Annotated in this window: 13 protein-coding genes; 2 read left to right on the forward strand and 11 right to left on the reverse strand. The window is 65.0% G+C overall.

From position 1 onward, the window contains the following. The first annotated feature begins 88 nt into the window (after positions 1-88). Positions 89-397: a hypothetical protein gene (locus GWG67_RS27120; RefSeq protein ID WP_275172422.1), complete on the forward strand. Its 309-nt coding sequence runs from the start codon at positions 89-91 to the stop codon at positions 395-397. A 62-nt stretch (positions 398-459) separates the two neighbouring features. On the opposite strand, the gene arfB is transcribed toward GWG67_RS27120, so the two are convergent. The 7 genes from arfB to GWG67_RS27155 form a co-directional block, all read right to left on the reverse strand. After that, positions 460-876: an alternative ribosome rescue aminoacyl-tRNA hydrolase ArfB gene (gene arfB, locus GWG67_RS27125; RefSeq protein WP_275172423.1), complete on the reverse strand. Its 417-nt coding sequence runs from the start codon at positions 874-876 to the stop codon at positions 460-462. A gap of 113 nt (positions 877-989) precedes the next feature. Continuing rightward, on the reverse strand, positions 990-2,357 hold the full coding sequence (locus tag GWG67_RS27130; protein WP_275172424.1) for a pitrilysin family protein: 1,368 nt from the start codon (positions 2,355-2,357) through the stop codon (positions 990-992). Then, complete coding sequence (locus GWG67_RS27135; RefSeq protein WP_275172425.1) at positions 2,354-3,748, reverse strand: pitrilysin family protein; 1,395 nt, start codon at positions 3,746-3,748, stop codon at positions 2,354-2,356. The genes GWG67_RS27130 and GWG67_RS27135 overlap by 4 nt, the downstream gene beginning before the upstream one ends. A 197-nt stretch (positions 3,749-3,945) precedes the next feature. After that, positions 3,946-4,671 carry a hypothetical protein gene (locus tag GWG67_RS27140; protein ID WP_275172523.1) on the reverse strand — a complete coding sequence of 242 codons (726 nt, stop codon included), beginning with the start codon at positions 4,669-4,671 and terminating at the stop codon, positions 3,946-3,948. Positions 4,672-4,768: 97 nt separating this feature from the next. Then, positions 4,769-5,263 (reverse strand): signal peptidase II, encoded by a 495-nt coding sequence (gene lspA, locus GWG67_RS27145; RefSeq protein ID WP_275172426.1) that lies wholly within the window; start codon positions 5,261-5,263, stop codon positions 4,769-4,771. A 156-nt stretch (positions 5,264-5,419) separates the two neighbouring features. Continuing rightward, a complete protein-coding gene (ileS, locus tag GWG67_RS27150) occupies positions 5,420-8,419 on the reverse strand; it encodes an isoleucine--tRNA ligase (RefSeq protein ID WP_275172427.1) in 3,000 nt (999 codons plus the stop codon). Between the two features lie 201 nt (positions 8,420-8,620). Then, entirely contained in the window at positions 8,621-9,592 is a 972-nt protein-coding gene (locus tag GWG67_RS27155) for a bifunctional riboflavin kinase/FAD synthetase (RefSeq protein WP_275172428.1), read from the reverse strand. A 230-nt stretch (positions 9,593-9,822) separates the two neighbouring features. Between GWG67_RS27155 and GWG67_RS27160 the strand changes: the two genes are divergently transcribed. Beyond that, positions 9,823-10,218 (forward strand): response regulator, encoded by a 396-nt coding sequence (locus tag GWG67_RS27160; RefSeq protein ID WP_007596883.1) that lies wholly within the window; start codon positions 9,823-9,825, stop codon positions 10,216-10,218. A gap of 210 nt (positions 10,219-10,428) precedes the next feature. Here GWG67_RS27160 and GWG67_RS27165 read toward each other — a convergent pair whose 3' ends face one another. The 4 genes from GWG67_RS27165 to GWG67_RS27180 all read right to left on the reverse strand — a co-directional run bounded on the left by GWG67_RS27165 (position 10,429) and on the right by GWG67_RS27180 (position 14,649). Continuing rightward, positions 10,429-11,283: a TIGR01459 family HAD-type hydrolase gene (locus tag GWG67_RS27165; protein ID WP_275172429.1), complete on the reverse strand. Its 855-nt coding sequence runs from the start codon at positions 11,281-11,283 to the stop codon at positions 10,429-10,431. A gap of 15 nt (positions 11,284-11,298) precedes the next feature. After that, entirely contained in the window at positions 11,299-12,774 is a 1,476-nt protein-coding gene (locus tag GWG67_RS27170) for an EAL domain-containing protein (RefSeq protein ID WP_275172430.1), read from the reverse strand. A 143-nt stretch (positions 12,775-12,917) separates the two neighbouring features. Next, entirely contained in the window at positions 12,918-14,048 is a 1,131-nt protein-coding gene (locus tag GWG67_RS27175; RefSeq protein WP_275172431.1) for a YihY/virulence factor BrkB family protein, read from the reverse strand. Between the two features lies 1 nt (position 14,049). Next, positions 14,050-14,649, reverse strand: coding sequence for a phage holin family protein (locus tag GWG67_RS27180; protein WP_275172432.1), 600 nt, complete (start codon positions 14,647-14,649; stop codon positions 14,050-14,052). Between the last annotated feature and the right edge of the window lie 60 nt (positions 14,650-14,709).

The raw sequence follows: 14,709 nt of genomic DNA on the forward strand, positions 1-14,709 counted from the left end.
GAGCTCGTAACGCGATGGACTGGTTCGGCTCAGGCGGACGGCGCATCAAGCCGCCGAACCGATCATCGCGAAAGTCCAGGAGAAATGGATGAAGTTGTTGAAGACCTCTGCAATCGCATGCGCCGTCTCGGCCCTCATTGCGACACCCGTTCTCGCGCAAGGTACGTCGTCCGGCGCCAGGCCTAGCGGGACCGTGCAAAGCAAACCCATGCAAGGCAGCACAATGGGCAGCGGCGACGAGGAGATGAGCGCCCAGCCGGGCGCGGCGGGCGAGACGACGGGCGTGAAGCCGACGAAGGGTACCAGGGGCACGGTTGGCACGACGGGCAGTGCTGCGCACAGAGGGACCACCGACGATTCCGCGACGGGCGGTGCAGCCACGGGCAAGCGCTACTAGCCAATGGAGTGAAACGGCAGAACTCCGGTCGCCCTGCGGCCGGAGTTCTTTTGCTGTGTCTGCTAGTCGTCGAAACCGCGCCCGCGCTTCGATTTGATGTCGCTGCGGCGCTTCTTGCCCTCGAGCCGGCGCTGCTTGGAGCCAAAGGTCGGCTTCGTCGCGCGCCGCGGCTTCGGCCGGATCATGGCTTCGCCGAGCATCTCCGTAAGCCGGTCGATGGCGTCCTGGCGGTTGCGCTCCTGGGTGCGGAAGCGTTGGGCCTGGATCACGATGACGCCGTCCTTGGTCATGCGCTGTCCTGCGAGCCGGGCGAGGCGCAGCGCGGCATCTTCCGGAATAGTCAGCTTGCGGGTGTCGAAGCGCAATTGCGCCGAGGTCGCGACCTTATTGACATTCTGCCCGCCCGGGCCGGAGGCGCGGACAAAGCTGATCTCGATGTCGTCCTCGTCGATGACGAGATCGCGGGATATCCGCAGCATGGTGGCACCATTCGTGATGCCCGGACATATCCCGGCCGCCCAAGTTCGGCAATGGCGCCCGAAATGCAAATGGCCGGGCGAGCCCGGCCATTTCAGGAAGCCTACGGACGACGTCAGTTCGACTTCGTCGCCGGTGCGGCGGCTGGTTGCGCCGCGGCCTGCGGAGCGCGGCCGACGACGACGGTCAGGAGGCCCTGGCCCCAGAGGCGCTTTGCGGCCGCCTTGGCGTCGTCCATGGTGACCGCTTCGATGACGGCGTTGCGCTTCTCGATATAGTCGATCGGCAGCTTGTCCTGCTGATATTGCAGCAGCGCCTGCGCGAGCTTCGAGGAGGTGTCGAGCGCCAGCATCTGCGAGCCCTTGAGATAGGACTTGGCCTCGTCGAGCTCCTTCTGCGTCGGGCCTTCCTCTGCGATCCGGCGCACTTCCTTGTCGATGGCATCGATGGTGTCGCCGGCACGGTCGGCACGGGTCCCGGTATTGCCGATGAAGACCGCCGAATGCTCCATCCAGAGCAGCGATTCGAATACCGAATAGGCCAGGCCACGCTTCTCGCGCACCTCGCGATAGAGCCGCGAGGACAACCCGCCGCCGCCGAGGATGTGGTTGACGACATAGGCAGCCATGAAGTTCGGATCGCTGCGCTTCACCCCGGGGCCGCCGAAGGTGATCACGGTCTGGGGCACGTCGAGCGTCACGAAGGCGCGTTGCGGCGGCTTGGCGGCCTCGACGTCGGGGACCGGCACGAGGTTGGCCTTGGCGGGCAGGCTGCCAAACGTGTGGTCGAGCAGCTTGCCGAGCGTGGCTGGATCGACATCGCCAACCACCGCGATCTTCAGCGAGTCCTTGGCGAGCACGCGGCCGACATAATCCTTCATGTCGGCCACCGTGATGGTCGGAACGCTGTCGAGATTGCCGTTGGACTGCCGGCTATAGGGATGATCGCCGAAGGCGACCTCCAGGAATTTGCGGCTCGCGAGCGAAGTCGGGTTGGTGGTTTCGCGGCGCAGGCCCGAGATCACCTGCGAGCGGATGCGTTCGACATCGGCGGTTTCGAAATGCGGCGAGGTCAGCGCGCTCCGCAGCAGGTCGAAGGCCTCGTCCTTGTTGTCGCGCAGCATGCGCAGGCTGCCGCGGAACGTGTCGCGGGTGGCGCTGAAGGAGAGCTCGATGGCGCGGCGGTCGAGCCGCTCGTGGAAGGTCTTGGAATCGAGATCGCCGGAGCCTTCGTCGAGGAGATCGCCGACCAGATTGGCGACGCCCGACTTGTCCTTGGGATCCTGGGCCGAGCCGCCGGCAAAGGAATATTCCATGGCGATCAGCGGCACGGTTGCATCCTGCACGAACCAGGCCTCGATGCCGCCCGGTGAGGTCAGATGCTGGATCTTTGCAGCCGCCCGTGACGGAGAGACCGCAGCGAGCGCGAGTGCTGCGCCGGTGGCAAAAGAGAATGCAACGCGTCGAAGGAAGGGATAAGTCACGAACGCTTCTCCTCGCGCTTTGTGGTCGCGGTGTCCTTGATCAGATAGCCCGTCACCGAGCGCTTCTTCTCGAGCCATTTCTGCGCGACGGTGCGGACCTGCTCGGCGGTGACTGCGCGGATGCGATCTGGCCAGCTCCGGATGTCCTCGACCGACAGGCCCGTGGTCAGCGCGCCGCCATACCAGCGCGCCAGCACCGCCTGGTTGTCCTGGGCGTAGATCGCCTCGGCGATGAGCTGGGTCTTGACCCGCTCGAGATCCTCGGCGCGGATTGGATTCTGCGCGATGTCGGCAATGACGCCGTCGACCACCTGCTCGACCTCGGCGAAGCTGACGCCGGATTTGGGCGAAGCCGAGATCGCGAACTGGGTCGGGTCGAGCGAGATGCTCGAATAGCTGGCGCTGGCGGAGACCGCGAGCGGCTTGTCGACCACGAGCGCGCGGTAGAGATAGGAATTGCTGCCGCTGCCCATCAGCTGCGCCAGCACGTCGAGGGCCGCGCTTTCGCCGGCCGCAGCCGTGGTCGCCGAGGGCACCAGATAATAGCGCCGCAAGCCGGGTTGCTCGACGCGCGGATCGGCCAGGGTCACGGTGCGCGGCGCCGCGGGCTCCGGCTCCTGCGGGCGGACGCGGCGCGCCGGGATTGCGGGCTGGGCCGGGATGGAGCCGAAATTGCGCTCGACCAGCGGGCGGATGTCGGCGGGCTCGACGTCGCCGGCGATCACCAGGATCGCGTTGTTCGGCGCATAGAAGCGGCGGTAGAAGGCGAGCGCATCCTCGCGATCGAGCTTCTCGATCTCCTGGTGCCAGCCGATCACAGGCCGGCCGTAGGGATGGTTGAGATAGAGCGCGGCCATGATCTGCTCGTTCAGCCGCGCGTCCGGATTGTTGGCGACGCGCATGTTGTATTCTTCGAGCACGACGTCACGCTCGGGCAGCACGTTCTCGTCCTTGAGGATCAGGCCGGTCATGCGGTCGGCCTCGAACTCCATCATCTTCGGCAGCTGCTCTTTCGGCACGCGCTGGTAATAGTTGGTGTAGTCCACCGAGGTCGAGGCGTTCTCGTTACCGCCGACGCGGAGTACGGTCTGGGAGAATTCGCCGACCGGATGCTTCGATGTGCCCTTGAACATCAGGTGCTCGAGGAAGTGCGCGAGCCCGGACTTGCCCGGCGTCTCGTCCGCCGAGCCGACCTTGTACCAGATCATTTCCGTGACGACGGGCGTGCGGTGGTCGGGAATCACCACGACCTGCATGCCGTTTCCAAGCGTGAAGCTGGCGGGCGGGGCCGATGTCACCGTGGTCTGCGCAAGGGATGCGCCGGCCGTCAGGACACTCGTCGAAAGCAGCGCGGCAAGGAGGCGGGCAGCCGATCGGTAAGAGGACATCATGATCCTTATGAAAGGCCGAGCCCGGATGTCCGGCTCGGAGGCACGGCATGGTACACCGTGCGGCAAACGCTTCGCGTCACGAAGCAGAGAACTCAACTCGGGCGCAAGTTACTGATAAGCAATCAAGACCGCGTCCGGCGCGCACGAGCCGCCGGCGCGGGACCGCGTCTGCCGGATATCGCGAAGGGACAGGAGGGCTATTGTTCCTTGTCCTTGCCGGACATAATGTCGAAATAGGTCCGCCGTGTCTTGTCCTCTCCGGCGCCATAGGCGTAGCTCGGTGACGGCGTCTGGTAGCCGGGCGGCGGCTCGACCAGCGACTGGCGCGGCGGCTCGGTCGTGAATTGCTTGGCCTCGCCTTTGTTGTTCGACATCATGCCCCACAGACCGCCGGTGAAGCCGAGTTGGGCGGGGCTGAGCGACGGGTTGCCGTTGGTGCCCGGCTGAATAGGATCGTTGCTCGTGCGCTCGGGTGCGGCTGTCCTGCCCACCTCCATCTCGGCGGGTGACAACGCCCGCCCTGCCTGCCAGCTCTCCGTCGCCTTGACGGCCTTCTTCCGCTGCGCGATGGCCTCCTTGCGACGTCTCTCGTCAGGGTCCTTCGGCCAGTTCGGTGCGTTCTTGGCTTCGGTTCCGGCGGGCGGCGGCAGGTCGAGCTTGGGCGGTACCACCAGCGGCGACCGCTCGCGGTATTCGATACCCTTCTTCTCCATGCTCTTGGCGCCGATGCCCGACATCAGATTGTCGATGAGCTTCTCTTCGAAGGTCATGTCGTCATCGTCCTCGCCGTCGTCACCGGCGCGGGCGGCGCCGGCCGACATGACGAGACCGATGCCGAGCGCGACAGCGGACCATTTCAACGCCCGCCAGAACCCCTGCCGGGGGTCTCCAACCATCGAACTGCTGGTCTTCGAGCTGCGCATCACTGTACCTGTTCCAAATTGTGGCAGTTTGCCGCTCTCGCGCGGCATAATCCCTCGCAAAAGCAAGGTTCCGCCTGCCGGTCCGTATCGGCCGGGATCAGGGCGCTTTTGCGGCGGGTACCCCCAGGAAGGAATCATACAATAGCGCCGCCACGCCAGCAACGATGGCCACGTCCGCGAGGTTGAACACGTACCAATTATAGGTATTTCCGCCGATCTCGACGTGGAACAGGGCGAAATCGACCACCGCGCCATAGGCCACGCGGTCGATGCCATTGCCGATCGCGCCGCCGATGATCAGGCCGAGCGCGATGGTTGCCAGCAGGGTGTGCGAGCGGGCCATCCAGATCGCCAGCGCAACCACGGCGAGGACCTTCACGGCCATCAGCGCCAGTTGCGCAGCCTGGCCGTCGTTCTGGAGCCAGCCGAAGCTGATGCCGATGTTCCAGGCCAGCACCAGGTCGAAGAACGGGGTCACCTCGACCGCGCCGCGACGGGCAAGGTCGAACACATTCAGCAGCCAGAGCTTTGAGGCCTGGTCGGCCACGAGGGTGACCAGGGCCGCGAGGATGCCGGCACGGAGCGGGGTCATGGGCAGTTGGCCACATCACGCTCCGTCGTCGGCCTGGCGAAAGCCAGCACCCATGCTCCGAGGCGGTCGTTGTTTGAAAGACTTGTGGTCATCAGCCTTCGTCGCAATTGGCGGCGGTGGTAATGGTCCTGGCTTTCGCCAGGACGACGGTGAGACCTAGATGCTGACCCCCAGCGCCTTCCATTCGCGCAGCGCCTTGGCATCGCGCGGGGTGACGTCTGGATATTCGGGATCCTCACCCACCATCGGCGAAATCTTCCAGGAACGAGCGCATTTGGTGCCGACCGCCTTCTCCACCACGACAGCGACGCCTGGAACGGCATCGAGACGGAATGCGGAAGCCGGCGCCTCGCCCTCGCGCACCTCGTAATTCGAGGTGATGCAGATTTCCGCGAGGTCGGTGTCGAACAGCGTCGCCAGCATGTCGCGGTCGGCGACATAGATCACCGGTGATGCCTCCAGCGACGAGCCGATGTTCTTGGCGGCGCGTTCGAGCTCCAGCGCACCGGTGACGACGCGGCGGACGTTGCGGATCGCTTCCCATTTCGCGGCGAGCTTGTCGTCGCGCAGGCTTTCGAGGTTCTCCGGAAATAGCGTCAGGTGCACCGAGGGCTCGGCGTCGGGCCTGTACATGCGCCAGGCTTCCTCCGCGGTGAAGCTGAGGATCGGCGCCAGCCATTTCAGGATCGAGCTGCACAACAGGTCGATCGTGGTCAGCGCCGCCTTGCGCGTCAGAGAGGACGGCGGATCGCAATACAGCGTGTCCTTGCGGATGTCGAAATAGAACGCCGAGAGCTCGCTGTTCAGGAAGGCGGACAAGGTTGCGACCACGGTCTTGTAGTCGAACTCCTGATAGGCCTTGCGGACGACGGCAGCACGGACCGCGAGCTCGTGCAGCATCAGCCGTTCGAGCTCAGGCATGTCGGCGGGCGCGACTGCGTCGGCCGGCTTGTAGTGATCCAGCGTTCCCAGCATCCAGCGCACGGTGTTGCGCAGCTTGCGGTAAGTCTCGATGGTGTTCTTCAGGATCTCCGGGCCGATGCGCTGGTCGTCGGCATAGTCGGTGGCGCAGACCCACAGGCGCAGGATATCCGCGCCCGAATCCTTGATCACCTTCTGTGGCTCGACGGTGTTGCCGATCGACTTCGACATCTTGCGGCCGTTCTCGTCGAGCGTGAAGCCGTGGGTGAGCACGATGTCATAGGGCGCGCGGCCGCGCGTGCCGGCGCTCTCCAGCAGCGACGAGTGAAACCAGCCGCGATGCTGGTCGCTGCCTTCCAGGTACATCACGGTGTCGTTGCCGCCGTCGACCTTGCGGACGATGTTGCCGAGCTGCGGGAAGTTCTGGCGATCCTCGAGCACGAAGGCGTGCGTGGAGCCGGAATCGAACCAGACGTCGCAGATGTCGTCGATCTTCCTCCAGTCTTCCTTCGCGCGCGATCCAAGGAAGCGCTCGCGGGCGCCTTCCATGTACCAGGCGTCGGCGCCTTCCTCCATGAAGGCCTCGGTGATGCGCTGATTGACGATTTCGTCCTGCAGGATCTCGGCCGAGCCGTCGCTCTTCTCGCGCACGAACACAGCGATCGGAACGCCCCAGGCGCGCTGGCGCGAGATCACCCAGTCCGGACGATTGGCGATCATGCCGTTGATGCGGTTCTCACCCGACGGCGGCACCCATTGCGTGACCGAGATCGCATGCAGCGCGCGGGCCCGGAGTGTATCGCCCTTCTTGGCGTGGCCATCGTCGCTGATGTCCTTGTCCATCGCGATGAACCATTGGGGCGTGTTGCGGAAGATCACCGGCTTCTTCGAGCGCCATGAATGCGGATATTGGTGCTTGAGGCGGCCGCGCGCGAGCAGCTTGCCAGCCTCGATCAATGCCTTGATCACGGCCTCATTGGCATCGCCCTTTTCGCCCTTGTCGTTGAGCACGCGCTTGCCGGTGAAGCCAGGGGCCTGCGCCGTATAGGCGCCGTTCTCGTCGACAGTGTAGGGGATAGCCGTCGAGATGCCGCGCTGATCGAGCTCGCGGGTGTTGGCCATCCAGACGTCGAAGTCCTCGCGACCGTGGCTCGGGGCGGTGTGCACGAAGCCGGTGCCGGTATCGTCGGTGACATGCTCGCCGGCGAGCAGCGGCACGATAAACTCGTAACCGCCATCGAGGCCGCGCAAGGGATGGGCGCACTCCACGGCGTCCAGCGTATCGCCGGGAATGTCGCGCACCTTCTCATAGGCCGTGACGCGCGCCTGCTTGAACACCTCTGCGGCGAGCGCATCGGCCAGGATCAGGAGATCGCCGGTCTTCGCCCAATTGTCCGCAGCCGCATCCGTCACCTTGTAGAGGCCGTAGGCGATCTTCGGTGAGAACGAGATCGCGCGGTTGCCGGGCAGTGTCCACGGCGTGGTGGTCCAGATCACGACCGAAGCATTGGCGAGCGCACCATGTGCCGGGGACGTGACGGGAAACTTCACCCAAACCATGTCGGAGGTGTAGTCCTCGTACTCGACCTCGGCCTCGGCGAGCGCGGTCTTCTCGACCACGCTCCACATCACCGGCTTGGAGCCGCGATACAGCGTGCCGTTGGCGGCGAACTTCATCAGCTCGCGGGCGATCTGCGCTTCGGCGGGATAGCTCATCGTCTGATAGGGATGATCCCAGTCGCCGATGATGCCGAGCCGCTTGAACTCCTCGCGCTGCACGTTGATCCAGTGCGTCGCATAGGCGCGGCATTCCTTGCGAAACGCCACCATCGCGGCGGAGTCGCGGAAGTCGGGCTTCTGCTTGCCCTTGGAGCGGTAATTCTCCTCCTCGATCTTCCATTCGATCGGCAGGCCGTGGCAGTCCCAGCCGGGCACATAGTTGGAGTCGAAGCCAAGCATCTGCTGGCTCTTGGTCACGACGTCCTTGAGGATCTTGTTCAGCGCGTGCCCGATATGGATGTTGCCATTGGCGTAGGGCGGGCCGTCATGCAGCACGAATTTGGCGCGGCCCTGGGCTTCCTGGCGCAGCCTGTCGTAAAGGCCGATGTCGTTCCAGTATTTCAGCAGCTCCGGCTCGCGCTGCGGCAGGCCGGCGCGCATCGGGAATTCGGTCTGCGGCAGGAACAGGGTTTTCGAATAGTCTTTAGCTTCGGATTTTTGGGACTTGTCGGACATGAGGCTGACTGGCTCGGAAGGGCGCGGGAACGGATGGCGATGCGGAATCGCGGGTGAAACGACAACATCCCGGTCTTGCGCCGAGCCGAAGGCTCAGGCGGAAGCCGGGCCGCTAATCCCTATGATGCGCCGCGCAAACATGGCTCTCCATAGCAGGGGGGCGGAGGAAGCGCAAAAGGTTCGGCGCGCCGATTTCCGACCTCAATCGATGGCGCCAAGCCTCGGAAACGCGTTCGGGGCGGCGTCGAGCATGGCCCGGGCGCGGGCAGAATCGTCGTCCATCTGGCGGATCAGGGCCTCCAGGCTGTCGAATTTCAGCTCCTCGCGAATGAAGCCGATAAAGGCGCAGTCGAGCGTCTGTCCGTAAAGATCGCCCTTGAAGTCGAACAGGAAGATTTCCAGCAGCGGTGCGCCGTTATCGAAGGTCGGGCGGCGGCCGAAGCTTGCCACGCCGTCGAGCCGCTCCGCGCCGCGGCCGACTCGCACCGCATAGATGCCGTGCTTGAGGCCGCAATTGGCATCGAGGCGGATGTTGGCGGTGGGATATCCGAGGTCGCGGCCGCGCTTCTCGCCGTGGATGACCTCGCCGGTGATGAACCAGGGCGCGCCGAGCATGGCCGTGGCCTCGTCGAGTTGGCCTTCGGCGAGCGCGATCCGGATCGCGCTGGAAGAGACCGGCCGCTCGTCGATATCGACATGCGGCTGCACGTCGACCTCGATGCCGAGCCGGGGCGCCTCGTTGACCAGGAGGCTCGGCGAGCCGACCCGACCCTTGCCGAAATGGAAGTCGTAGCCGACGGCGATTCCACCGATGCCCAGGCGACCGATCAGGTCATGGTGAATGAAGTCTTGCGCGCTGGTCCCGGCGCGGGACTTGTCGAAGGTCATAACCACGGCGCCGGCAAGTCCGGTGCCGGCCAGAAGCCGCAGCTTGGCACGCTCGTCCGTCAGGCGGAATTGCGGGGTGTTGGGGCTGAAAAACCGGCGCGGATGCGGCTCGAAGGTCAATGCCAGAGCAGGGCGGCCATGTATCCTGCCCATTTCCAGGGCTGCGGCGATCACGGCGCGATGGCCGAGATGAACGCCGTCGAAATTGCCCATGGCGACCACGGCACCCCTTGCAATGGCGGAGTCCGGTGTGGTGTCGCGGATAACGGTAAAATGCGGAGCCATCAGGGGAATTCTCGAACCGGCGGGACCGGCCGGGACCGTGGCGTGATGGGCCGGATGAAGTCAAGCGGGAGGGGGCGGCCGCATCGAAAGCGATTTCAGTCCACCGGGGGCGTTCCCAGTTAACGCGCTGTTTAACGCCTTGGTGCTAGTCCTTGGGCGTGGAACCGCGGGGCTCCGGCCCGGCAGGTCCGATCGTAAATATTTCCTGGGTTTGCGTTGGGGGAGTCGAGATGGCGGTTGATTTGTCGATGTCGGTTCTGGTGGTTGACGACTACAGCACCATGATCCGTATCATCAGGAACCTCCTGAAGCAGCTTGGCTTCGAGAATATCGATGATGCAAGCGACGGTTCGGCAGCGCTGAACAAGATGCGCGGCAAGAAGTACGGGCTCGTGATTTCCGACTGGAACATGGAGCCGATGACGGGTTACGACCTGCTGCGCGAAGTGCGCGCGGATCCGAACCTCGCCACCACGCCCTTCATCATGATCACGGCCGAATCGAAGACCGAGAACGTGATCGCGGCCAAGAAGGCCGGCGTGAACAACTACATCGTCAAGCCGTTCAACGCGGCAACGCTGAAGACCAAGATCGAGGCGGTCTTCCCGGACATGGCAAGCGCGTAAGGCGCGCTTGGCCGGATAATAATCCATCATTGGGATCGTCATGCCCGGGCTTGTCCCGGGCATCCACGTTTGGGGCTGCAAAGAAGGCGTGGATGGCCGGGGCGTAGGCGAGCGGGAGCGACGCCGTCCTACGGCCGACTGTGCCCGGCCATGACGGCGTCCGGGGGCTTAGCAATTGGTCTAGGTAGGCGACGCTTCAAGCCGTAGCCATCACCACTTCAGTTCGCGCATCAGCGCCTTCGGCGGATGGCCGAACAATTCCAGCACCGAAGCCGGGTCGAGCTGGTCGAGACCCTCGAAATCCTCGGCATGGATGCCGCGGGTCACGAACAGGCAATCGATCCCGAACTCGCGCGCGCCGGTGAGGTCGGTCCGGACGGAATCGCCAATCGCGAGCACCTTTTTGCGGTCGATCTGGTGGCCCTGGCGTTCGCCGGCGAGCGCCATCGCGCGCTCGTAGATCGGCCGGTGCGGCTTGCCGTAGAAGATCACCTCGCCGCCGAGCTCGCGATAGAGCTCCGCGATCGCGCCGGCGCAGTAGATCAGCCGGTCGCCGCGTTCCACCACGATGTCCGGGTTGGCACAAACCAGCGTCAGCTTGCGCTCGCGCGCTTTCAGCATCATGCCGCGATAGTCTTCCGCCGTTTCGGTCTCGTCGTCATAGAGGCCGGTGCAGACGATGTAGTCTGCCTGCTCCAGCGGCGCGGTCACCGCATCGAGGCCGCGGTAGATCGAGTTGTCGCGCTCGGGGCCGAGCCAGAACATCTTGCGGCCGGGATGATCGGCGACATAGAGCCGCGTCAGGTCGCCTGAAGACACAATCGCGTCGTAGGTCTCGTCGGCGACGCCGAGCTTGCGCAATTGCCGCTGCACCGAGTCTGCCGGGCGCGGCGCGTTGGTGATCAGGATGACCGTACCGCCGCGGCTACGATAGGTGTGCAGCGCCTCGCAGGCTTCGGGGAAAGACTCGAGGCCGTTATGGACCACGCCCCAGATGTCGCTGAGCACGACGTCCACGCCCGCCACGAGTTCACGCAGGCTTTCGGCGAAATGCAGCGTGGTCATGATGCGTGCGGCCGATCAGATCCGACGCGCGAGCGCGGCGTTGCCGGTGACGCGCTGTGGCGCAGACGCAGTCGACGTCGCGCTTGAGCTGGGGGTGCCGGAGCCATTGGATGCCTGGGTGTCCTGTGCCTGGTTCGGCGCGGCGGTAGCAGATGACCCCTCCTGCCGCAATGGCCGGGGCGGCGCGAACAGGAACCCCTGGCCGAACCGCACGTCATAGTCGAGCAGGTCGATCACGGCGCGCTCGCCCTCGATCCGCTCGGCGATCAGGTCGATGCCGAAGCGGCCGAGCAGGTCGGAGAGGTCGGAAGGGTGGATGTCCGAAGCCGAAGCCTGCCTCGCGTCGAGCAGGAGCGAGGCGGGCACCTTGATGAAGCGCACGCCGCGATCGGCGAGTTCGCGCGGTTCGATGCGCAAATCGGTGACATGGTCGATCGAGAAACGGAAGCCGCGCTGGGCGAGCGCGGCGAGATTCTCGGTCTCGGTCGGGCCGAGATTGCGGAAGGTCGATTGCTTGAATTCCAGCACCAGCGAGGGCGCCAGCGCCCGGTTGGCTTCGAGGAAATCGAGGTATTGCGCGAAGGTCGTGGAATTGCCGAGCGTGGAAGCCGCGACGTTGCAGAACACGCCGACCTCCTTGTTGCGTACCATCAGGCGTCGCAGCACCTGCACGCAGCGCAGCATCACCATGTTGTCGATGCGCCCGATTAGGCCGGAGGCCTCGGCGATGCTGATGAACTCCTCAGCCGCGACCAACTGGTCCCGCTCGTCGCGCAGGCGCGTCACGGCCTCGTAGAAGCGGACCTTGCGCTGCGGCAGCGTCACCATCGGCTGCAGGAAGATGTCGATGCGGTTCTCGTCGATTGCGTTGCGGAGCGTCGCCAGCAATTGGGTCTGGTTGCGGCCGTTGGCGGTCTGAACCGGATTGGCGGTCTGGGTCTGAATCGCCGGCGCCGACGGCCGCGGCTGCGGCGCGGGCGCCGGGGGAGGGGCAGCCGGACGCCCCTCCTCGAACGTGGCCATCAGGTCGAGCTGCGCCTCCGGCTCCTGCCTTGCGATCGGAGCGGGGGCCGGCACCGGCGCGTGGCCGGCCATCAGATCCTCATGGGCCGACACGGTGGTGGCGAGCTGCCTGACCAACCCGCCGAGCTCGTTGATCTCGCCGACCACCGACTGGATGCGGTCGGAGTTGGTCGAATTGGAGGAGGCGATGCGTGCTTCGATCGTGGCAAGCCGGCGGCCGAACTCGGCGACCTGGCGGGCGAGGTCGGCGGTGCCGCGCGAAAGGTCGGTGATCTGGCCGCCGACGTCGCTGCGGTCGCGCAGTCGCATCGACACTGCATTGTAGAGGATCAGGAAGGTCAGCACCGTCAGTGCCACGATCGCGGATTCGGTTCCGCTGATGCCGGCGACTGCGTAGAGCACGAGCCCGAGCGAGGCGGCGACCAGAACCATGCAGATGGCGATGAAGATCGTCGAAATACGAATCATGCCGCGCGTTACGCCTCAAGAGCTGACTGCCTGACCGGGAAAACACGGGGTGGCGTATCGAACCCGTCACGCCGCATGCTCCCCCAAGCGGCATGAGCTTAACATCATTGTTGATTCGAGGGGATAGCGGCCCGATTTCGGAGTCAGGATTGCGCCGCAGCGCCGACCGTGTCGGCCGAGACGGCCTGGCGGGTGCCAAGCGGCTTGGGCGGCCCGGTGGTCGTGTCGCGCAGGGTCTGCCGTTCGATCTCCGAATTCAGCTCGGCCCCGAACATGACGACGATGGCCGACATCCACATCCACATCATCAAGCCGATCGCAGCGCCGAGCGAGCCGTAGGTCGCATTGTAATTGGCGAATTCCGAGAGATACCAGGACAGCAGCGCCGAGCCGGCGATCCAGAGGATCGCGGCCGCCACCGCTCCGACGCTCAGCCATTGCCAGCGCGGGGCGTCGCGGCTGGGCGCGAAGCGGTAGAGGACGGCGAGCGCGGCAAGGAGAATGACGAACAGCACCGGCCATCGCGCCAGCGCCACGATCGTCTTGCTTTCGGGCGCCATGCCGAGGTGATTGAGCGCGAGCGGAAAGGCGACCACAGCGCCTACCATCAGGAGCAGGGCAACGATGCCACCGACCGTGAAAGCCAGCGAGACTGAGTTCAGCCGGATGAAGCTGCGCTTTTCACGCTCTTCATAGGCGACGTTGATGGCGTCGAAGATGGCCTTGACGCCGGCATTGGCGCTCCAGATCGCGAGCAAGAGGCCAAACAGGAAAGTGAAACCAAGGGTCGCGCCGCCGTTCGACACGACCCGGGCGACCTGGTCCTCGACGATCTGGAACGCGCCTTCGGGCAGCATCATCGCGAGCGATTGCAGGTTGGAACTGATCGTCGAGGGGTCGGCGAAGAGGCCATAGAACGAAACCAGAGCCGTGATGGCGGGAAAGATCGCGAGCAGCCCGAAAAAGACGACGCCGCCGGCGGTTGCGAGCAGGCGATCGTCGTCGATGCGCTGATAGGTGCGCCAGAAGACGTCCTTCCAGCCCGCCCAAGGGATCGCGAACGGGCTTTTCGCGCGGCGGCCGCGGCCGGGCTGCGAGGCTGCACCCACCGGGCTCGTTTCCGGCGAATTCGCCTCGCCTTTGCGGTGGTCGTGCGGAGGTCCCGCCCGGACCATGCCGGAATCCTGGAAATACCGTTCCGCGGTGAGCACGAACACGGTCGTGGCTGCCACCAACAGCCAGCTGTCAAATTGTTCGGCGCGCCGTATAGGCATTTCAGGTCTCCGCTCCGTGGCCGTGACGCCGCCGGCGCGCGGCCGTGAGCCCGACCAGCCCAACGGCTGCGAGCATCAGCCCAAGTTGCACGGGGCGGTTGGACCGAGCCGGCCACGTGCTGCCGCCATGTCTTGGTTCATGTCCTCGTTCGCCCGGCGCGAGCGGCGCCAGGGGAATTGTCGTCGCGACCTCTTTCACCGCCTGTTTCACCGTTCCGCGCGGGATGCGCGGGGTGGCGATCGCCACGCGCAGGCGGCTGGCGAGCGGCACGATCGGCTTGGTCTTGCGCTTCATCTGGGCCATGGCGACGCCGGCGCAGGCGGCGGCCAGGATCAGGAGCACGCCGCCAACGGCGCCGAACCCCCAGAATTGCCCGTAATGGATTGCAACCCAGCGGTACAGCGCGATCAGGCCGACGAAGAAGGCTGCGACGACGAACAAGCCCGCAACCGCGAGCAGTCCGGCCGCAGTCGCGTACGAGGTCATGCGCCCTGTGGCCTGATTGCTCCGGTCACGGGCATAGGATTGGGCGGCGCGCTTGAGATGGTTGAGCTTGAGCGCGACGCCGGCGCGCAGCAATTCGCCCGATGGCGCAAGCATGCGGTTATCCTCCGAGTGCGAGAAAAATCGTCGGGGGATGAACGTGGCGGTATTTGACTT

Origin of the sequence: Bradyrhizobium sp. CSS354, from assembly GCF_029051725.1 — a bacterium.
Taxonomy (GTDB): domain Bacteria; phylum Pseudomonadota; class Alphaproteobacteria; order Rhizobiales; family Xanthobacteraceae; genus Bradyrhizobium.

Bases quoted from the DNA above. Each gene is read 5' to 3' on its own strand.
- GWG67_RS27120 (WP_275172422.1), top strand. From the start codon at position 89: ATGAAGTTGTTGAAGACCTCTGCAATCGCATGCGCCGTCTCGGCCCTC.
- arfB (WP_275172423.1), bottom strand. From the start codon at position 876: ATGCTGCGGATATCCCGCGATCTCGTCATCGACGAGGACGACATCGAG.
- GWG67_RS27135 (WP_275172425.1), bottom strand. From the start codon at position 3,748: ATGATGTCCTCTTACCGATCGGCTGCCCGCCTCCTTGCCGCGCTGCTT.
- GWG67_RS27140 (WP_275172523.1), bottom strand. From the start codon at position 4,671: ATGCGCAGCTCGAAGACCAGCAGTTCGATGGTTGGAGACCCCCGGCAG.
- lspA (WP_275172426.1), bottom strand. From the start codon at position 5,263: ATGACCCCGCTCCGTGCCGGCATCCTCGCGGCCCTGGTCACCCTCGTG.
- ileS (WP_275172427.1), bottom strand. From the start codon at position 8,419: ATGTCCGACAAGTCCCAAAAATCCGAAGCTAAAGACTATTCGAAAACC.
- GWG67_RS27155 (WP_275172428.1), bottom strand. From the start codon at position 9,592: ATGGCTCCGCATTTTACCGTTATCCGCGACACCACACCGGACTCCGCC.
- GWG67_RS27160 (WP_007596883.1), top strand. From the start codon at position 9,823: ATGGCGGTTGATTTGTCGATGTCGGTTCTGGTGGTTGACGACTACAGC.
- GWG67_RS27165 (WP_275172429.1), bottom strand. From the start codon at position 11,283: ATGACCACGCTGCATTTCGCCGAAAGCCTGCGTGAACTCGTGGCGGGC.
- GWG67_RS27170 (WP_275172430.1), bottom strand. From the start codon at position 12,774: ATGATTCGTATTTCGACGATCTTCATCGCCATCTGCATGGTTCTGGTC.
- GWG67_RS27175 (WP_275172431.1), bottom strand. From the start codon at position 14,048: ATGCCTATACGGCGCGCCGAACAATTTGACAGCTGGCTGTTGGTGGCA.
- GWG67_RS27180 (WP_275172432.1), bottom strand. From the start codon at position 14,649: ATGCTTGCGCCATCGGGCGAATTGCTGCGCGCCGGCGTCGCGCTCAAG.